This is a genomic window from Paenibacillus sp. 1_12, from assembly GCF_900114475.1.
Classification (GTDB): Bacteria; Bacillota; Bacilli; order Paenibacillales; family NBRC-103111; genus Paenibacillus_S.
In genome coordinates this window covers 149391-169497 of sequence record NZ_FOTE01000004.1, presented here as the reverse complement: position 1 = coordinate 169497, position 20107 = coordinate 149391, and the positions used below count along the sequence as shown (strand labels likewise).

The 20107-nt window shown below is 41.6% G+C and carries 17 protein-coding genes; 5 read left to right on the top strand and 12 right to left on the bottom strand.

Going from position 1 to position 20107, the window contains the following annotated elements; all coding sequences use genetic code 11:
• Window positions 1-4 precede the first annotated feature (4 nt).
• The 3 genes from rbsK to BM210_RS11100 all read right to left on the bottom strand — a co-directional run bounded on the left by rbsK (window position 5) and on the right by BM210_RS11100 (window position 2840).
• Entirely contained in the window at window positions 5-946 is a 942-nt protein-coding gene (gene rbsK, locus BM210_RS11110; RefSeq protein ID WP_091167897.1) for a ribokinase, read from the bottom strand.
• A 32-nt stretch (window positions 947-978) separates the two neighbouring features.
• Complete coding sequence (rpe, locus tag BM210_RS11105) at window positions 979-1674, bottom strand: ribulose-phosphate 3-epimerase (RefSeq protein ID WP_256223500.1); 696 nt, start codon at window positions 1672-1674, stop codon at window positions 979-981.
• Between the two features lie 371 nt (window positions 1675-2045).
• A complete protein-coding gene (locus BM210_RS11100) occupies window positions 2046-2840 on the bottom strand; it encodes a DeoR/GlpR family DNA-binding transcription regulator (protein WP_091167895.1) in 795 nt (264 codons plus the stop codon).
• A 288-nt stretch (window positions 2841-3128) separates the two neighbouring features.
• Here BM210_RS11100 and BM210_RS11095 point away from each other — a divergent pair, with 288 nt between their 5' ends.
• Window positions 3129-4223: a phage baseplate protein gene (locus tag BM210_RS11095; RefSeq protein WP_091167894.1), complete on the top strand. Its 1095-nt coding sequence runs from the start codon at window positions 3129-3131 to the stop codon at window positions 4221-4223.
• Window positions 4224-4336: 113 nt separating this feature from the next.
• Here BM210_RS11095 and BM210_RS11090 read toward each other — a convergent pair whose 3' ends face one another.
• The 4 genes from BM210_RS11090 to BM210_RS11075 form a co-directional block, all read right to left on the bottom strand.
• The gene (locus BM210_RS11090; protein WP_091167892.1) at window positions 4337-5065 is read right to left on the bottom strand and encodes a glycerophosphodiester phosphodiesterase; all 729 of its coding nucleotides are present in this window, start codon (window positions 5063-5065) and stop codon (window positions 4337-4339) included.
• A gap of 33 nt (window positions 5066-5098) precedes the next feature.
• Window positions 5099-6106 (bottom strand): sugar-binding transcriptional regulator, encoded by a 1008-nt coding sequence (locus BM210_RS11085; RefSeq protein ID WP_177237756.1) that lies wholly within the window; start codon window positions 6104-6106, stop codon window positions 5099-5101.
• Window positions 6107-6283: 177 nt separating this feature from the next.
• Complete coding sequence (locus tag BM210_RS11080; protein WP_091167889.1) at window positions 6284-7435, bottom strand: mannitol-1-phosphate 5-dehydrogenase; 1152 nt, start codon at window positions 7433-7435, stop codon at window positions 6284-6286.
• Between the two features lie 405 nt (window positions 7436-7840).
• Entirely contained in the window at window positions 7841-8446 is a 606-nt protein-coding gene (locus BM210_RS11075) for a pentapeptide repeat-containing protein (RefSeq protein WP_091167887.1), read from the bottom strand.
• A gap of 91 nt (window positions 8447-8537) precedes the next feature.
• On the opposite strand from BM210_RS11075, the gene BM210_RS11070 reads away from it, so the two are divergent.
• A complete protein-coding gene (locus tag BM210_RS11070; RefSeq protein ID WP_091167885.1) occupies window positions 8538-9656 on the top strand; it encodes a sensor histidine kinase in 1119 nt (372 codons plus the stop codon).
• Between the two features lie 86 nt (window positions 9657-9742).
• On the opposite strand, the gene BM210_RS11065 is transcribed toward BM210_RS11070, so the two are convergent.
• On the bottom strand, window positions 9743-10567 hold the full coding sequence (locus tag BM210_RS11065; protein ID WP_091167884.1) for a stalk domain-containing protein: 825 nt from the start codon (window positions 10565-10567) through the stop codon (window positions 9743-9745).
• A gap of 422 nt (window positions 10568-10989) precedes the next feature.
• Complete coding sequence (locus tag BM210_RS11060) at window positions 10990-11823, bottom strand: cache domain-containing protein (protein WP_218184918.1); 834 nt, start codon at window positions 11821-11823, stop codon at window positions 10990-10992.
• Window positions 11824-12262: 439 nt separating this feature from the next.
• On the opposite strand from BM210_RS11060, the gene BM210_RS11055 reads away from it, so the two are divergent.
• Both BM210_RS11055 and BM210_RS36215 read left to right on the top strand, forming a co-directional pair.
• Window positions 12263-13315, top strand: coding sequence for a hypothetical protein (locus BM210_RS11055; RefSeq protein WP_091167881.1), 1053 nt, complete (start codon window positions 12263-12265; stop codon window positions 13313-13315).
• Between the two features lie 103 nt (window positions 13316-13418).
• On the top strand, window positions 13419-13628 hold the full coding sequence (locus BM210_RS36215) for a histidine kinase (RefSeq protein WP_371263457.1): 210 nt from the start codon (window positions 13419-13421) through the stop codon (window positions 13626-13628).
• Here the strand turns inward: BM210_RS36215 and BM210_RS11050 are convergent.
• From BM210_RS11050 to BM210_RS11040, 3 genes are read right to left on the bottom strand one after another with little or no spacing between them, the layout of a single operon-like run.
• Entirely contained in the window at window positions 13548-14699 is a 1152-nt protein-coding gene (locus BM210_RS11050; RefSeq protein WP_177237754.1) for a Ger(x)C family spore germination protein, read from the bottom strand. The genes BM210_RS36215 and BM210_RS11050 overlap by 81 nt on opposite strands.
• Window position 14700: 1 nt before the next feature.
• Window positions 14701-16176: a spore germination protein gene (locus BM210_RS11045; protein WP_091167878.1), complete on the bottom strand. Its 1476-nt coding sequence runs from the start codon at window positions 16174-16176 to the stop codon at window positions 14701-14703.
• Entirely contained in the window at window positions 16173-17267 is a 1095-nt protein-coding gene (locus BM210_RS11040; RefSeq protein ID WP_091167876.1) for an endospore germination permease, read from the bottom strand. The genes BM210_RS11045 and BM210_RS11040 overlap by 4 nt, the downstream gene beginning before the upstream one ends.
• Before the next feature lie 433 nt (window positions 17268-17700).
• Here BM210_RS11040 and BM210_RS11035 point away from each other — a divergent pair, with 433 nt between their 5' ends.
• The gene (locus BM210_RS11035) at window positions 17701-20025 is read left to right on the top strand and encodes an AraC family transcriptional regulator (RefSeq protein WP_091167874.1); all 2325 of its coding nucleotides are present in this window, start codon (window positions 17701-17703) and stop codon (window positions 20023-20025) included.
• Window positions 20026-20107 lie beyond the last annotated feature (82 nt).

The window sequence follows — 20107 nt, the reverse complement described above, 5'->3', positions numbered from 1 at the left end:
TTTACTAATCACTCAGGTAATGTTGTAAATTTCTTGTAGCACAAAATTCATTGACTTCGTCCATAGTTGGAATGCCTTCTTGAGCGTCTAATTTAGTTACCTTTAGAGCGCTTACAATTGTAGCAAACTTAGCAGCGCTTACCAAGCTTTCACCATCAGCAATCGCGCAAGCTAGCGCCCCTGCAAAGGCATCTCCCGCGGCTACGGTATCAACGGGATTAACTTTGACTGCTTCCAGATACTCCCACTGCCCTGCTGAATATACAAGAGAGCCCCTTTCTGCCATTTTGATAATTAAGCTTGTTACGCCTAAGCTTTGTTCCATAAACCTAGCTGCCGCAAGAGCTGACTGAATATCGGTAACATCAATTCCTGTTATGTATTTGGCTTCCTGTCGGTTTGGAATGATGATATCAGCAAGTTTCAAAACATTCAAACTCATTCCTTCTGCCGGTGCAGGATCCAAAATAACAGTCACCCCGTACTCTCGCGCTTTAACCATGGCAAGAATTGCAGTCTTTTCAGGAACTTCCAATTGTACAAGCAGCACCTTGCTCTTTCTAATCAATTCACTGCTGCTTTCAACGTCCCCGGCGTTCAAATCCTCATTGGCACCCTTTACAACAAGCATTGTATTCTCTGCAGACTGATCAACCGTTACAAGCACTGTTCCGGTACGCTTGGACTCGGATCTTTTAATAAAGCTTACATTCACATGATTATCATTCATAGTTTCGATCAAACGGTCGCCGAACGGGTCTTCTCCAACGCATCCTACGATGACAGCCTCTTTCCCCAATTTGGCACAGGCCGTTGCTTGATTGGCTCCTTTCCCGCCAGGAGAAAATCGTATTTCATTGCCAAATATCGTATCTCCGCGACATGGATAATGGTCAGTTAAAGCAACAATATCCATATTAATACTTCCGACTACCGTAATAGTCACATCAAGCACCCTTCCCTCGTTGGTCTGAATAGCTATTTATGACAGTAGTCCCGCAAATCCGCAACTGCCTGCTCCAATTGAACATCCCGCATAAACAAACTCGAAGTTCCGCATACCAACATGTCAGCCCCCTTCTCAATAACCTGAGGAATCGTAGCCATGCTGATATTTCCATCAACTTGAATCGATATATCCAAATGGGAAGCATTAATTTTATGTCTCAAATCAGCTATTTTCCCAAGAGTGCTTGGAATAAATTTCTGGCCTGCAAATCCAGGGTTAACGGTCATTAAACATACATAATCCACAGTATCCATCACATAATCCAAAATACAAAGAGGAGTTGACGGGTTAAGGGCTACCCCCGCTTGGAGATTTCGATCCCGAATTGACTTAAGCACTCTTTGTAAATGGATCTTGGACTCTGCATGAACCGAGATCATATCAGCTCCGGCATCTGCAAACATGTCTATAAATCGTTCAGGTTCCTCAACCATCAGATGTACATCGAAAGATTTGCTAGTATGCGGACGCAATGTCTTCAGCATATCAGGCCCCATACTAAAGTTAGGAACAAAGCTTCCATCCATAATGTCAAAATGAAAAAAGTCAACATTACCCTGATTTAAAATTTGAACAGATTCAATCAAACGCCCCAAGTCTGCACACATTAATGAGGGTCCGATCATCACCATCGTCAACACCCCCGTTTTGTCTGTTTCAAACATATTTTTACCACTTTCAACATATACATCTTTGAATTCAACTCTTTAAGTAGATTATATACTTATAATTATTTGTTTTCAACATTTTTTTTGCGAAACAAAAGGTTTGTTTATAAAATCGTCTGGATTATCATCCTTTGAACTACAAAAAGTGGTTTTCTGTTCAACACCACGGAATTGAATTCAAACCGGCATTTCCACTTTCGCGTTTTAATGTTCATTATTTGTTTATATTTGCTCGTTTGTGCTTATTTTCAGATTATCATCGATAAATAATTCTGTCAATCTTCATTTTGTGAATTTTAAAATCTATTAAAAAAACCGTCAGGGAAGATCACCCTAACGGTCCTTTTAGGTTTGACACACATCGAAAGTTAATTGACTACAACGACATTGATATCGCTTGACTCCATTTCTTTTAATGCTTCTACCGGCATATTATTATCGGTTACAAGCATACTCACTTCTTCAAGCCCTATTAATCGAACTAAAGATTTTCTTTGAAACTTACTGCTGTCAGCTAATAAAACCAGGTGGTCCGATATGGAGACGATGCTTTTTTTTAATTGAACATGTGCTTCATAAGGTTCGCTGATTCCTCTCTGCAAATCAAAGCCTTGGCATGAGAAGAAAAATTTGTCCACATGGTATCCTTCCAACATTTTCTCAGCCGGGGTACCGGTATTGCCTAATGAATGCCTATCTAAATAGCCACCAATCAGGAATATCTGGACATTAGATTTTTTGATCAGCTCATAGGCTATGGGGATGGAGTAGGTAATGACGGTCACTTCTTTGTTTGGGAAGTGCTTCGCCATTTGAAGGCAGGTCGTACTTGCGTCAAGCGCAATGACTTCCCCGTCCATAACTAAGGATGCCGCGTATTCGCCTATTGATCTTTTTTCTTCTGCTTGTACCAGTTCCCGCTGCAGCACAGGAAGCTCTGGTCCTTCTTTTCGGTTAAGTACAGCACCTCCATGTGTTCGAAGAAGCGAACCTTCATTCTCAAGCCGCTCTAGATCACGGCGAATCGTTTCTTCTGTGACACCGAATCTTTTGCTCATATCAGATACCCGAACTACGCCCAATTCTTCCAATAGGTTCAAAATTTCTTTTTTTCGATCATTACCCGGTATCGTTTCCACTCTCCTGGATGTATTGTTTTCCACATTTATCACCTTATCCCGTGCTTATTTTTGTTATATTCAATCAAAATATCTTTCTTTTATAACATTTATTGTCCGTTTTACAGACTCTATTGTTAAACATTTTACTTCATCTTTGAATGAAGGGCAATGCTACAACGATGGAAATAAATGAAATTTCAATAAATTTGGACATATGTCCATTTTTGAACAAATGGTTGGACATCTTTTATAGTTTCAAGTAAACTGAAAGTGCTTACAATGCAAGACTATGTAAATGGTTTGATATCACCAAACTTTCAGGAGGACAAAATGAAAATTTCAAGCAAACAAAAAGTGAAATCGGCGGTAAACGAAGTATTAAGTCGGAAACAGTTACCATTTCGCAAGAAGTTATTTCTATCCATTGTTATAGTACTCGCATTGATTGCGTTAGCAGTTGCTCTACTACAAAATGGAAAAGGCAATGCATATATTCCGATTTCAAAGAAATTCGATTTATTGGATGCCGATAATCCCCTAATCACAGGTAAAGTGCTGACAGATCCTACGCTGCAGCAAGGATATTCGTTTGATAATACGAATAATCATATTTATATGGTACAAATTACAAATGCAGGGCAAAAGTTAGGAACGGAGACCCGAATCTATAACAGTGCTGAGAGATCTATCAAAGGTGATTTAACGGTCACGAAGCTCAGCACCGATGGTACGATATTGGGGAAAATGTATTTGATCGGATTTGGACACGGGGTTTCCATTGGTGTTGAGCCTGTCGGTACGACAGCTTATTTATGGACGGAAGTGGATGCTGTTGCAGATAAACATGAACCGAATAATGGCTTCGGTACAAAGCTGGCTAGATTCCCGTTTGTGGATAATCAGGTGTTGGTCAACACAGATCCGTCCATCGCAAAGTATGCGCCTGTGGCAGGTGCCGACCGGACAACCGTTAATATCGATATGGCCAATGGCTTGCTGACGATGCGTTACAGACTAAATGAAACGTTATTCCACTTTAGTGTATTTAACCTTAACGATGTGAAAGCAGGCAACTTCAAGCCTCTTGCTACGGTAGATCAACCGACGGGTTTAGGTGTCTTTCAGGGCTTTGCATCTTATGGCAGCTATCTTTATTTACTGGACGGGACTGCAACCAATGTCAACACGAATCCTAACGGTAACACCTATATCACGACAGTGAATCTCAATACAGGTTTACAAGTCGATCGAGCCCTAATCAACGCCGGCAAAGAACTGCTATTCAGAGAGCCGGAAGGCATGGCGATCCAAAATGTAGGTTCAACCGCTCGACTCAGTTTCGGTTTTGGTTCGTATAGGTCTTCTGCAGATACAAGAAAGCACGCCAATATTTATTATAAAGACGCTCTTATTACGGGTCATTAAATAAAACAAGACATCCATTCTCTCCAATTTATATGCAAATAAAAACGGAACAACAAGTATCGATCACTTGTTGTTCCGTTTTTATTTGATATGAACATAATAAGAAATTAGTGCTATACGCCTACATGCAGTTCAGGATGGTTGCGATAAAACTCAGCCCAGCGCTCCAGCTCATTAGTCGTGATCAAATCATTCGGATATTTGGCAGCGATAAGCTCCATATCCGCTAATGTATCTACTGGCCAAGGCCCGGAGATGATCCCCCGTTCCTGCATCATTTGTGCATATTGCGGAGTCATGAAGCGAAGCTGTACACCCAAAAAATCACAATCGATTTCTTCCATAAACGGAAATACATAAGGCATACTTCCACTGCAGCAAAGGCCCAGTTTGATATCTTTATTCAGTTGTCTTGTCTTGGCGATTGAAAAGTGGTCAAAGCCAATAATTCTGGATTGATCCAAAGTATCGGTTTTGCGTATAACCTCTAAAGCTTTTTCTTCCAGTCCTGGATACAGATCGCCAGATTGCTTCAGCTCAATCAAAATCGATATTTTACCCTTAAGCAGGTTCAACGTTTCTTCTAGAGTAGGGATCGTTTCTACCTCTTTAATGCGGAAATATTTGAGTTCATCCAAGGTATAGTCTCGAATAAAGCCTTTGCCGTCGGACATCCGTTCAATCGAATAATCATGCATAAGGACAGGAATTCCGTCTTTACTCAAATGTACGTCAAGCTCCAAATGAGTAAAAGACAAATCCACTGCAGCTTGAAAGGAGGATAGTGTATTTTCCGGATACTTTACCGGATAGCCCCGGTGAGCAACACCTTTAATTTTCACAATGTTATCTCCTTATTCGTTATTTAATTAGATTTATTGGATCTCAAGTACCTGCAATGCCGTTTCTTCTGTTGTGATTAGCACATTCAGCAGCTTTCCTTTCAAGGCACCGCTTATCGCTTGCACCTTGCGAGCGCCTTGCGCTACACAAATGCGCAGCTCGATATTCATCAGATCTTCCTTGGATGTTCCTACAACTCTTTCACTAATACGTGGCAGCGAAAACTTACCTTGTTTGTCAAAGCAGTGAAACAGAATTTCCCCAACACTGGCCCCATTTAACTCCTCGTAGGTTAAACCGGATACCATATTTAAAGCTAATAATGTGGAATCTTCACCAGCGTGACCAATCCCGAACACGATCGTTTCCATTTTACGGATTTCATCCATAATCTCTTGGATGCTTGGGTCTTGCATAAAGCTTTCCTTGCTTTCAGCGCTTCCTGCAATTGCAGGAGCCGGAAACAAATGCGCTTTGCCTCGAAGAGCCTGAGCCCACATCTGGATGACGGATGACGCAGGTATCTGATCTTCCTTAGCGCCAAAACCGCCTATCAGCTGAAAAATTTTTAGTCCCGGACGCGAATCGCACAGATGCAGCTGAGTACCGATAGCGTTCAGGGTCTTCCCCCATCCAAGCCCAATAGCCCCGTGGGAGGGCAACACTGAATCCAAATATTGAGTCGCTAATGCCTCAAAAGGGTTCGCACTTTGATCACCTCGAAATACCACACAGTCCTTCAAGCCATAAAGCTTGGCAAGTTTACGTTCCAAGGGCTCATGTCGACAGCTATCCAAGTCGGAACGAATTTGAATTTGTACGATACCTCTTTCTCTCGCCTCGTTTAAAAATCTGGAAACCGATGATCTTCCTATATTAAGCTGCACGGAAATCTCCTGCTGACTCATGCCGAGAACATAATACATCCGTGCAACCCTCTCCAGAAAGCTCTCTTTAGACAAATGCTCATTTTTACTATTTCCACTCATACGATTTAAATTGGCACAATCAAAATCATATATCCAACTTGGGGATGACATGATTTCGGTTGTACCACCTCCCATTCCCAGAATGCTTTTCGAATATCCATTATATCCAAATCGACCTAATCATACGTCCACAATTGCACATTTGCTCAAATATACGATCATTTTATCATGTCAGCACAATGATTACAATATTGTGTTAACCTTATAAAAGCTATATGGTTTCGTATTTTATACCTTATGTGTCAATGCTTCATAATGATGTACAATCAGACTGTGAACAGGATGCCCTACTGGAATTTTGGTAATTTGGGAAGCAGCTTGATGGATGCCTTGGGTCTTAATTCGCTCTTGAATTTGTACGGATTCCTCATCTTGATTGTAGTCAAACAGCAGCGCCGCCGCTATTACCCGAGATAGATGGTATGGTTCTATACCTAAATGATATGCTTGAAGTGCGGGAAGAACCAGCCGATCATTCGGTGAAAGCTTACGGATCGGAGAACGACCTACGCGAACAACACCATCGGATAAATAAGCGTTGCGGAAACGATCCATAATTTTCTGGATATACAAGGTATGCTCTTGCAGATTTAGTCCATGCTTCTTAATAAGTAAGGTGCCCGTTTCCTCCAGCACCTCTCTTACCTGCGTAGAAATTTCCTGATTTGCCATGGTTTCATGGATGGTTGTATAACCGTTCAGATGGCCCAGATAAGCGGCGCAGCAATGTCCGGTATTGACTGTAAAAAGCTTGCGCTCTATATAACTCTCCAAATGATCAACATAACCGGCTCCCTTAATCTCAACAGCTCCCGAAGGCATTGCTGTTCGATCGATCAGCCACTCATAGAAGGGCTCGACAGTTACCTCCAACGGATCTGCATGGCTTTGAACAGGCACGATCCGATCTACGGCTGTATCCGCAAAAAATACAATCTGATCCGCCTTGCTGCGTACCTCGTCGGTTAACCGTGCATACACTTGCTTCTTCAACAAAGAACTTGCGTTAATTGCATTCTCACAGGCAATAACTTGAAGTGGACCGGACAAGCTGTTAACCCTTAATTCTATGCCTCGCGCTATGACATCTGCAATTGCTCCCAGCAGATTAACCCCTACAGCTGTTGTCACCAGATCGGCACTGGCGATTTTATGGATAACCTGCTCGACATCATGGCCATTAATAGCCGATACTCCATTTACCACCATTGTATCGTGAGATTCGGTTGCCAACGAAACCGTATAGCTCCCTCTTTGACGAAGCAGAGACACAACCTTTTCATTTACATCTACAAAACAAATGGTATAACCAGAACGGGAAAGCAGCAGACCAATAAAACCCCTGCCAATGTTTCCTGCACCAAAATGTACTGCTCTCATGATCACACTCCTCTTGAGATCTGTAACCCCCAGAGAGCTTGTTACTTCTCAATTATTTGACAAAATACATGAATCATTATGGCAACTATAAGGATGCAGCTTCAACCTTTGATTGATTGACCGCTTTCTCTCCATTTGGAATGGTACTCAATCACTTCCCGTCAAATTAATAATATTTTTGAGCAAATGTCCAAAATAAAGCATTTGACCAATTTGGAATATTGTAACATACACAAGCGGATTGCCGCAATACTGATTTAGAGGCAGTTGGAATGAACTCTACTCCGATCAGCCTTTCCCTGAGAGAACACAAAAAGCAGTGCTACACTTACAGCACTGCTCACTACTGAAATTTATTCGTTGATATCTTCAACATGTTTATTACAGCTTAATCCGATTCCTTATTCATTCCACTTTCGCACCCATAGAACGTAAAAAAACAACAGCATGGGTAACATCCATCCGAAGACCTTTCAGCTCAAAGGATGTGAAATCAACTCCGTCCATCACGGCACCGCGTAAATCTGCACCCTGCAGCTTCGCTTTGGCTAGTCGCGCTTGGGTTAGATCTGCATTTCGAAAATCTGCTTTCTCCAGACTCGCGCCTGTCAAGTCAGCCTCTGTAAATCGGATTCCTCTTAAGTCTTGTTTGGGCAGTTTCACAAATCTCAAATTCGTATAAGACCAATCCCCTTGATTCAGTGTAATCCCATCCATTTGGGCTTTTGAAAAATCGGATCCTGTCATCTTGCAGCTATTAAATTTGGCGACAAATAGGTTCGTTTCCGTAAATTTGCAGTTCAAAAAGGCAGATTCCGTATGAATGGATGCATTCAGCTGCGCACCACGAAAATCACAGTCGATGAACCGGCAAGCCGTTGTGGTGATTTCTTCCAAAGAAGTTCCGATGAACTTGCAGCGAGTAAACGTGCATCTTGTTAATTCCCCGTACCTTTGATCCTTATGACTGAAGTCGATTTCATGATAGTCCTGTTCCACATGGTGATACATAGGTTTCTCCTTACCCAATACGTTATTTATATTTTAAAGGTATTCTGCTACTACTGTCGAATTAAACCACAATAAGGCGGTGCTTGTAACGATGAATAACGAGTATGTTTCAATCATGTCAAGCCACAAAGCAATCATATCCCAAAGATGGTTGCAGGAGGTTCGTGAAATTTATCCTGACCTGCCTCTAGACTCCGCTGAAAATATTAATAACTACTTAGATTATATAATGAATTTAGAAATCCCTGCAGACAATCATCCTATTTTTAATTCTATACCCAAATGGTCCAAAATTTCACTAGATCAGTATAACTATATTGAATACATTTTAATTACTACAAATATTTGGAGGAAGATTATTCTTGAAACTGTGGAACAGGTTGCTATAGAAAATGAGATTGCCATCTATCAACTTGTAAAAAAGTACATATTCAGAATGGATTTATTCGAGAAGCATGCTCGTGAAAACTATTGGAACTTGACTCGAAATGTTATATTGGAAAAAGATAAGCAAATTAACGAGCTGCATAGTGAACGCTTGGCTCTGATTGGCAAAATGGCAGCAAGTATGGCTCATGAGATCCGAAATCCGCTTACCTCCATTCAAGGATTTTTAAAGCTGATTAAACAAAACGTTTCCTCTGAAATGAACCGAAAAGTTGCTGAATATATAAAAATTATTGATGATGAATTTGATAGTATAAATATGCAAATTACGGGCTTCCTCAGTTTTTCCAGAAATCGAGAACATGATGAATCCTACGATAACATCTCTATTACAGAAATTATTAATTCTGTTCTATCCATGATTAATCCGCGACTAATCCAAGAAGATGTGGTGTTTGTTAAAAAATTTAAAAACGATAAAATGCTCAGAGTACAAAAAAAAGGAATACAGCAAGTAATCTCCAATTTATTAAACAATGCCGTTGATGCTTTACTTGAGGTTTCCCATAAAAGGAAAATTACCTTGTCATTAAAAGAAGATGATGATCATGTATATCTATATATTTCTAACAACGGTCCCAAGATCTCTGACGAGATAAAAGACCTATTATTCATCCCTTTTGTAACCAATAAATCATCAGGGACTGGGCTTGGATTAATGATATGCAAGCAAATTATGCAAAAAAATGATGGAGATATCCTTTTTGATACGAATGAAAAAGAAACTACTTTTATTTTATCTTTTAAGAAAGCCGGTACATAGGGTGAATCGAAGTTCATTTGCTATTCACCAGTTGCATTGATGTCATTGAAAAAGAGTCGCAATCCTGCGGCTCTTTTTCTTTAAAATTAAGGGCGAATCGAAAAACCAACTATCCCGTTAGCCATGCTTCGATTAAGGTTATGGATAATGATTTCGGGCGAAGACGATTCCATGTTCTGATATTGCAGCTGTGCCCCGTCCCTTTGTCTTAAAAAATAATTTCCTGGCGGCAGAGGCACACCCTTGTTATCCTTACCATCCCAGCTCCAGACGGGTGATTGGAAGCCCCAAATGAAATTATTATTCGTACCGGGAAGCGGCAGCCCGTCGAAATGGCTTGGAGTTTCTTTGTCAGGCGAATGCGTTATCGAGCCTACCCATAAAACCTCCCTATTTCCGGGTCCATCTGCTTTTATGATTTCCAAATCAATCTTGAACCCGCTGACCAGCATAATGGGCTTTTCGCTAACATTGTAAATCCAAGCACCAAATTGATATTTACGTTCTTCCAGAGGTGTATTTTCCTGTGGATTGGATTCTTTTATGCTGAGCATCATGGAGAGAGGAGAATCTCTATGATTTCCAGGTTTCATCAGGTAGGTTAGGTGCCATCCTTTGTCGGTAGAAGGGATAATGGATGAATCAAGGGTGATTCTACTTTGCTCATCCGTAGCACCTTGCTCGAATACGACCTGATTCCCAAGCTTTTCGGATAAAAATCTGAGAGGTACATAGGTTTGATTGTTATAGTTCAGGATCGGACTTTCCTTAGGCAGCACTTGAGCTTGTTGATTGATGAATACTTGAATAGGAAACAAAACTGCTCTCACGGCATCTGCCGCGAAAACTGTCGTTGCACCGGCAAACAGGATGCCGATGCTCAAACCTAGGGTAAACATTTTTTTGTTCAAATAAATCACTCCTTTTTCCATTATTGATGTTTTATGGCTTTATTTAATAAACGCTTCTGAGCTGTCCGAAGTTGCTGTAACAGCTATAAGTTTTTATCGAGACCTCTAACCTGAGTACTTGAACCCTGTGTTACATAAAAAAACGTCCAAAGCTCTTATCAAGAGCAAATGGACGCTTCTACGTTAACCGCATACAAGTTTGATAATAGCTTAGTGAGCACCCAGCGGAGCGGCCGTGGTGTTCTGCAGAAGCGGAGCGTTCGCCTTTGTTCATGGATTTCTACCGATACATGTTTTATCTAATCAGGAAATCCATAAATAACAGCGATCGGAAGAACACTTCGGCCGCGTAGTGCCCCACTCACCACATCCTTCTCACGGAATTTTTAATACAATCCCTCGCGCAATATATGGTTTCTGAACTATCTATCCAGCAGATGCTCAGGAATAATAGTTATATATGTCATTTGGGGATTAGTCGATTTCAGGTAAAACAGGACTACCTTAATTCCATTTTCATTCATGTATTGAACTCCACTATCGCCGATCATTTCATCCAGCACTTCTGCATCGGGGGCTTTTCTTGCTTGGGAAGATAGTAAAACCTCATCATATTTATCCGTGATCATGACGGTGCCTCGGAGATCGGGATCGACAGTATCCAATATGGATTGTAAAGAATCCGGCTTGAAGACAATGACTATCGTCGCATCGGGCCCAGTCGGGTCTGTCAGTGGTAACGATTGAAAAAGAGCCAGCGAGGGTGATTTGAAGCTATCCTTGGAAGCTTGTCCGAGATAAAGGTAGTTTTTATTCTGGTAGGATTTGAGAAGCTGCTGCCAGGTTGCATACTCCATGGAATGGTACAGCTGATTGGAAAAAAAATGTTCAGGTGTTTCAACAGCTTGTGTACTCACTATCGACTGACTGCTTTTTACATACATGTATACATCCAGAATCGACGGATTGGCAGCTTTGTACTTGTTTAAGCTCTTCATCACAAGCTCTTCTGTAGATCTTTGGTCAAACGATGCTGGCTTCTGGGCATACAGATAATCTTGTACTACCGGGTCAGAAGAAATTCGCAGGTATACCCGATTGATATGCTTAATTTCATTGTCCATTGCCTGCTTCACTTGCTTTAGGACTTTGATCGTTTTCTCTTTTTTTTCATAGTGCGTCAGCTTAGATGAAGCGATATGAAACACATTGCTAGCTACAAGCAGTAATAGACCAAGACCTCCTAATAACAGCATAAGCTTTACCACTGGTTTGTTTGATAACATGCTGTCCATGCGCATACCTATTTCTTATCCCCTTTTTTGAAAGCGTTATCACAATGAAGCCTAATTCCTGCACGAAACAAACGTTGCTGTCGTTAATGGGGACATTGGCGCCGACGATTTCTTTGATCTCTAACATCGCGCTCTACATATCCTTGCGCCGCTCTACGTTACATAGAAGTTAGTTACTTCAAAACATATTGTAGAACATTATGAGCACTCTAGCAATAATTAGTTAGCTTTTGTGTACGATGAATTAGCATCTTATTTTTTTGCTTATTGTTCAAACTTTATTCACTTATTATTGTTTAGATACTATTTACAATTCATGAGTAAAATGTTATATTTCGTACAGAAACATTTCGTAGACGAAATGTTTAAAGAAAAACTATAGAGATAAGGTGGAGTTAAAATGAAAAACAGAAAACCATGGATGGCTGCAATACTTTCTACAGCTTTACTATTTAGTGGTGCCCTTACTTTAGCCCCAAAAGCATTCGCGGATGACGATGAATCATCATTCATCGAAAGAGTCAAAGCACCCTTGGATAGACAACAATACATAACAGATCGTTTAAACAATCTGATGAATATGGCAATTACATTTTCGGATAAGGACTCTATGGATATTCATGATGCCTTACTCCATGGACAGACGTTAGCCCAAGCAACCGGTCTGGATAATGCATTATTGTCATCAAAGCTGAGAGCTTCCATAGATCAGGATTTATCTAATACTTTGCAAAATTATACAGTGACTAACGAGCAGCTAGACACTTTGAAATCTGATTTATACAACGGTATTCAAGTCGCCTTATCCACACCCGGCTACCAGTCCCCCGTTGTTAAAAACAGCTTTAGCTATGATGCCATTATGGATAAATATATGAAAGAGTTGGAATCGGACGCAGCAGTTCTGTCCGAAGAAGATTATATCGATATTCGTGACCGTCTGCTTCAAGGAAGCTCACTTGCAAATGCTACTCATCTCGATCAACAATTATTAACAAATGCCTTGCTTAGACCGATTGTACAAGAAATTGATTCGGCAGCTCAGGGAAATCTGCTAACTACTGAAGAGGCAGCAGATTTGAAAGATCGGGCTAAGCAGTCGATTGCATCCGCTGTTTCAACGCCCTATAGCATCAATAATACAGCAAATGGTTCCAAGTCTGATGTTGACGCATTTATTAACAAACATCTAGAAACCATCTTTAACGATACTTATCTTGTGGTCGATACAGAGGATTTGGATTATGAAGATTTGAAGAACGCCTATGTACAAGGTGGCAGTCTGTCACAGCTTACAGGTAGTTCAGCAGATGAACTGGCTGCACGCATTTGGATTTTATGGGTAAATGATACGGACTATATCGACAGTAACTGGTCAGCACAAGAGCGTTCTCTATTCCAACAGCAAGCGACTACTGCCATTAAAAAGGCTGTTACAGCAGCGGGTAAGTAATTTAAAATCAACCAATAAAGCCGAAGAATCCTTATTAAACAAGGAGCTTCGGCTTTATTTGATCACATCGCATTTGTAATGCCTACGAACCTGTCTAATTCGTATGCTTTCATCGTATACAATCTTCCTTTGCATAAGAACTTCTCAGCAAAAAATAGCCCAGTACGGAGCGCTTAAAAGTCAGATCAATCCACATTTTCTCGCCAATGCGCTTGTCATTAAACGTGTCTATTCAATTCTTCTTTCCTTTATAGGTACCTGTGTTGGTAAGTGTTACATGTACATCGATTTTGTTCAAGGTATCTTCTTTTAAAATCAACTGGTTATCATCGTGCAAGCTTCGCCAGATTGGATATTTCTTTTTATACAGATCATCTAACAAATTCAGCAGATCCGTCTGCTGCGATACCCCCTTTAGATAAGTTGATTTTATTTGGTCTCGTACCACCGCTTCCGCTTCCTGTTCCATCTTTTTTATAGAGGCTTCCTGAACCATTTCATCTACATAAGCACGAACATTAATAGTTATATTAAATCGCAATTCTCCTTTTTCAAGGTACGGTTCTATACGTTGTTTAGGCAGCTTCAAGACTAATGCTGCGATCGGTTCCCCTTTACCGGGAATTTGGATGATTGAACGCTTCATTCTTTTCTGAAGCCATTTGGCACCCTTGAGATCGTCTTCGGAAAACCAACCTTTCAGTTTATGATCATAGATCATGAAAGCTCCGTCTACCTTAAACATGGCTTTTTTCTTCTGATCCTCTGTCCAGCTATTGTCGTCAGTTGACAGTGACGGGAGCAATGCCGTTTGACCCAGCTCGTTTAATTCCGCAATAATCCTGTAACCATACTGGGGAGGAATAGATGATCTTTGGGAATAGCTGTCTTCAGGGGTATCGAGGATGGACTCTAATGGAGATAGATTAAATATGGATTTTTGTGTGAGGATCTTGGACATCGGCTCTCTCGTGCCATACAACAAAATATTATATCGTACCTCACGATAACGGTTTATGGCATCATAAGCTTCAGCAAAGGCATCCTGATTGTTAATGATACCTTCACCGCAAACGATCGCTCTAACATGGCCCCAATATACTTTTACCTGTGAGGTTGCATAAATCGATGTTAAAGCCTCACTGACCGTTTTCCCCTTTCCGATACCTATCCATACCGGCACATTTTTTCCAATTTCGAAATTTTCGATCTTTGCCACATTTATGAAATTCAAAGTCTGTACATGAACGATAAAATTGCCTTCCTGATAATCAAGACCAATAGCTGTCACATAGACCATATTTTGAATGGGCTTGGAATCCCAGCAACCGGACTCCAGCAGGAGCAGAGCGAGTATGAGAACCCATTTTATGCTTGCAGCCACGCTAATCCTCCCCTTGCCGGTCCGAATCTACAGTATTTAACGTTTCAGGTCTTTCTTTATACTTGCTCCAGGGTAGTCGAAAGATAGCCCCTATCATTTCTTTGAAATGCGGAGGGGAAATCGGCGACATATAGGGAACACCAAAGGAACGAAGCTGGCTCATATATCCTATAATCAGTACAATCCCGAGAATCAGCCCGTACATCCCCAGAAATGAAGCCATCATAAACATGAAAAATCGGAGAAAACTCACCGTTGCCGCTATCGATTGACTGACCAATGTAGTTCCCGCAACAGCTGATATGGCACCGACAACAACGACACTTGGAGAAACCAGACCTGCTCGAATGGCTGCATCGCCAATAATTAATCCACCAACAACAGTCAATGTCTGCCCGATAGCGTTCGGTAAACGAAGTCCGGCTTCTCTAAAGATTTCCAGCAGCACTAAAAGTATTAGCAGTTCAGCTTGTCCTGAAAAGGGGAGACCGATACGTGCCGATGCAATGGTTGCCATTAGCCGAAATGGAATCTGATCCTGATGAAAAGCAGACAGCGCCACCCATACACCAGGCAGCATAATAGATATGCAAAAGCTGAATATACGGATCAAACGGGCAAACGATATGTATTGGAAGCTGAAATATAAATCTTCAGGCGATTTTAATAGAAGCCAAAAGTTAGTAGGTCCAATTAATATCATGGGATTTCCATCTACGATGATGACAAATCTTCCTGCCAATAAACTGCTGACCGCTTTATCAGGCCGACCACTGTAATCGAGCAAAGGAAACATCGAATACTTGGAATCAACTATCATTTCTTCAAGCTGGTTTATACTATAAACTCCATCCATATCTATTTTATTAAGTCTTTTTTTCACATCATTCAACACTTCGGGTGAAATAATATCATTAATATATAACAAACCGACTCTTGTTCTTGTTCGCCTTCCCAGAATAAAGGTTTCATAGCAGAGGGAATTGCTGCGAATCCGTTTACGAATCAGTGCGACATTGACCATGATATCTTCTATAAATCCATCTTTGGGTCCTTTTATAGATATTTCTGTGCTTGATTCTTCAGGAGTACGCTCTGTACGATGGCCAATACACATTCTAAATAACGCATCCGTTTGGGGAAACAGCAGCAGAAGATCTCCTTGAAAAACGAATTCGGCTATTTCTATGGGTGAAGTTTCCGCCTCTAATGGATGTATGGGCAAGGTACCATATACGTTGTTCCCGGATAAATCAGAGAACCCATTCTGGCGATATAGATTTTTTAGCTCTGGAAGAACAACCCTTCCAATTTGAGTGGTGTCGCACAAGCCTTCGCTGTAAATGAGAATAACCTCAGAACAACCATCGTCCTCCAATCGAAAGCTATGGATCTGAACGTCCGCGGAGTGAGGAAATAACGCCTTAAGTTTGGACTCACTCCAGCTTTCTGACAGTTCGAGCTTATTCCCTTTCATAGAGCTTCCTCCTTGGACTTTCTGGAAATGATTGCAATGGTAAGGCAAACTAGCGATATGAATAAACCCATGATGAAGGTGATCGGCATATAATATTGATACATCCATACATAAACGGAATAGCTTTCCAAAGGAAGCATCGTTAGTACTATATAACTAACAGTAATACATAGCATAAATAGACTTCGTTTTTTCAATCTTTGAATAGGTAATAGCTCTCCTATTAATAGCTGTGAGAAGCTGATTCGTATAACGGCTCCGGCTAGCCATTGGAATTCGGATAAAAAATCAACATGCTCAATATTATTGCCGAGCTTTACTAAGCGCCACTGCTCGTAAGGCGATTCCATCTGCTTTGTGGCTTCTTTATGACCAAATTCCGTAATTCCGCCTATAACGGGGCCAACTGTAATGTAGACCATCACCACAGCAAGTATCATCAGCTGCCATGGACGAACACTGGACTTCAATCGATGCTGAATCGCAATGATCATCACCAGCTCGATGAAGCCGCCTCCTGCATAAAGCATGCCGTGAATGACAGGCTGCCACCCATACTCCAAAACCGGTCGTAACAAGGTGAAATCCTTTTTGGGCATATTGGCGAAGCTCACAAAATACCCCAATGCAATCACCATGGGTAATAAAATCCCCGCACTGATCGCTATCATACGAATACCGGAGATGGCGTAGTACAAGCTTACCAGGCATAGAGCGAGAACCAGAGCAAATTTGGGGGTGTTCGGCAAGTTGTTAATAATGGTCCATGTTGCGGTGTGCAGGACAGTGGTTCCCCCAATCAGATATAACTGCACACAGATGGGAATGACAAGCATCCACGATATTATTGAGTTGGTCTTGCTCGCTAACCAAGGCTGAAGCTTCTTTTGTCCCGATTTTTTCATAAAGATGACCAGTAGAGCACACCATGGAAGAAACAATACGCCTGCTAATAAAACAGAGATCCAGGCATCCCTCCCAGACGCCTCTAGAAGCATGGGGTTCACAACCACATGGTTCATAAGCCCGTTCATCAGCATAAGAATCATGCAAACCTGTAAGAAGTTTATTTTACCGATACTTTTATCCATGATTCTATTCACCCATCCGTCTGTTATAACGGTTATAGATTATCCAAATGTACGAATATTATGCATATTCATCCAATATGTGACCAATCCTACAAGGCAATCTCATTCACTTTTTGCTCGGTCTCCAGCTGCAGTATCCTCGCTTCCTCCAATTTGCATATCTTCTGATATTAGAAGGACTCATCCCTATCAGCTCACAACAAATAGTTAACGAGATATTAATCATGCATCAGGTATTGCTATGCCATCCTGCCTCCCTTTAGCGTAGCCGAATCATCAAGCAGTTCAAAAATTTTCGGGTGATTATAGCACTCAGGTTCTTTAAATACACTACATAGTTCTGTATAATGAACATTGTTCATAAGTAATCACGCGTATCTGATATTTAAAAACTCATTCGATTATTTTTAAGACCTACCTGAGGAGGGGCAACTTGAAAATCAAGCGGATATTTGGGAGAAAGACTACCTTGCTTCAACGTATGATCATGTTAACCTTGGCTGTTGGTGTCCTGCCCACCTTAATCGTAGGTATCAGCAGCTACCTGTTCTCAGCTTCAACCTTGCAAAATGAAGTAAACCGTGCGCATGTTCAACTGTTGGAGAATACCTCCACAACCATTGACCGGGATTTGCAGAACATCCAGGACAGCACACTGCAGCTGCTGTTTCATCCTCTTTTTGGCAATGAGGCACTGCAGCGGGGAATCAAGGATAATGAATATGAATTTAATATGCAGGTTGCACAATTTTTCTCAACCTTTCAAAACAACCATAAGCTCATTTTGGATATTTCGATGTATGTGAAGGACAATTATCTGCTGTCCTCCTCCTTCGGTTTATTTAAAATAGCCCCCATCTATGATCGCAACAGGCTGAATGAGGTGATGACATCCCCTAAGGAATTTCAGTGGAAAAACACCGTATTTCACATTCGGGCAAATGATGCAGCCAAGGGAGTTACCTTTATTTGCAGGCTGCCGCTGCAGGCTCTGAGTCCAGTTGGCCTGATGCTTATCCGTATCGATGAAAAGCTGTTCCAGGATGCTCTCCAGCGTTCGGTAGTTTACCCGGGGCAAACGATTGCAATAGTCGATAAAGATGGAAAAACGGTCGCCTCCTCCTCCGCTTCCGCGTTCCCTTCCCAGCTCCTTGAACTGCTTCAGCAAAAAAACGTGTCCGAGCACAAGCTCAATTACAACTGGAATGACCGCGATTATTTGGTGACTACACTTACTTCTTCCTATACCGGCTGGAAATATATCGATCTGATTCCGGTCGAAGAGTTAAATGCCAAATCAGCCGGAATTGGGGTCATTACGGTGGCAGTGCTTGCCGTTGTACTGCTGATTGCGCTCGTTTTCACTTTTTTGGGTACCCAATGGGTGTACAGGCCGCTTGCTAATCTGATGACACATATGAAGCGGGATTCTGCAGGCAACGAACTCGACGAGGATGAGATCGGTTATGTCAAGCAGACCTGGCTGGCATTAAAGGACGAAAAAAGGCAGCTGCAGGATCAATTGTCCCATCAGCTGCCCATTATTCAGGAATCGTTCGTGATGCAGATGCTGCAGGGTAATTACTTGTATTATACACCGAGTGAGCTGGGGAGCCTTTTCGAGCGTTATGGTCTTCCACAGCAGGCTCAATTTGCTATTTTCATACTGACTTACGATCCAAGTACTCCCGGAAAGGGTAAATTTTCCGATCAGGATCGAGATCTCATCATTTTTGCTATGAAAAACATCATTACGGATCTCGTCCATGCCAATGAACGTGTTTTTCATGGAATTACCATCAATCTGTTGAATGATCAGATCGCCGTACTGCTTTGGAATCATGCGTTAGTCGATGAAGAGTCAATCAACGCAAGGACTTCGGAATGGAAAGCTTTAGTGAAGGCATTTGTGGAAGACGTCAGAGGCGTATTGACGGATTATTTGCGGCTGCCGGTAACTGCAGGTCTTGGAGCTATAACTAGCGAAATCCGCGATCTGCCCCAGGTCTATCATCAGGCGGTTTCAGCCTTGTATTCCCGGCTTGTAGTGGGAGGAGAGCAGGTTATCGACCCCGAGAATGACTTCTTGAAAGCAAGCGAAAGCTTTCGGTACCCGATCGAGCTGGAGCAGCATTATGAGGAATCCTTGAAGCAGGGAGACCTCGAAGAGTCAGAGCGAATGCTTGATGAGTTTTCCAAATATGTCGTAAGCGCAACCAATATGACCAAAGTCATTCAAATGTCGTACACGCAGCTCCTCGGCACAACGATTCGGACGATGTATCTGCTCGGTATCGATCTGGATACATTGTATAAAGGTGAGGAGCCCTACGAATATCTGCGTAAATTCCAAAACATGGATGATTTGAATCATTGGTTTCTACAGAAGCTCATTACCCCAATCGTAACAATCGTACACAATAAAACTTTTGTGAAGCACGAGCACATTATTGATAAGGTGATCGCCTTCATTCAGGAAAATTATCATTTGGATATTTCCCAGGATCAATGTGCACGCAGCTTCGGAATCAGCCGAACACATCTCAGCAAGTTGTTCAAGAAATTCAAGCAAATCTCATTCAGCGATTACGTCACACAGGTTCGAATTGAGCGGGCCAAGCAGCTGCTGCGTGAATCAAACATTCCAGTTTCCGATATTTCAGAAGAGGTGGGCTACCTCCACACTCAAAACTTTATCCGTGTATTCAAAAAAAATGTAGGAATCACCCCCGGACAATATCGCGAGGAAGGAGAGTAGCGGACTTCACCTAGATTCGCAACCCGTATTCAAAAGGTCTAAACCCTTGCTGAATGCGGGTTTTTCATTTGCCCGTACAATA

Coding starts and splice junctions, on each gene's coding strand:
- rpe (WP_256223500.1), bottom strand. CDS start 1,674: ATGTTTGAAACAGACAAAACGGGGGTGTTGACGATGGTGATGATCGGA.
- BM210_RS11095 (WP_091167894.1), top strand. CDS start 3,129: ATGAAAATTTCAAGCAAACAAAAAGTGAAATCGGCGGTAAACGAAGTA.
- BM210_RS11085 (WP_177237756.1), bottom strand. CDS start 6,106: ATGTCATCCCCAAGTTGGATATATGATTTTGATTGTGCCAATTTAAAT.
- BM210_RS11080 (WP_091167889.1), bottom strand. CDS start 7,435: ATGAGAGCAGTACATTTTGGTGCAGGAAACATTGGCAGGGGTTTTATT.
- BM210_RS11075 (WP_091167887.1), bottom strand. CDS start 8,446: ATGTATCACCATGTGGAACAGGACTATCATGAAATCGACTTCAGTCAT.
- BM210_RS11070 (WP_091167885.1), top strand. CDS start 8,538: ATGAATAACGAGTATGTTTCAATCATGTCAAGCCACAAAGCAATCATA.
- BM210_RS11060 (WP_218184918.1), bottom strand. CDS start 11,823: ATGCTGTTATTAGGAGGTCTTGGTCTATTACTGCTTGTAGCTAGCAAT.
- BM210_RS11055 (WP_091167881.1), top strand. CDS start 12,263: ATGAAAAACAGAAAACCATGGATGGCTGCAATACTTTCTACAGCTTTA.
- BM210_RS36215 (WP_371263457.1), top strand. CDS start 13,419: ATGCTTTCATCGTATACAATCTTCCTTTGCATAAGAACTTCTCAGCAA.
- BM210_RS11045 (WP_091167878.1), bottom strand. CDS start 16,176: ATGAAAGGGAATAAGCTCGAACTGTCAGAAAGCTGGAGTGAGTCCAAA.
- BM210_RS11040 (WP_091167876.1), bottom strand. CDS start 17,267: ATGGATAAAAGTATCGGTAAAATAAACTTCTTACAGGTTTGCATGATT.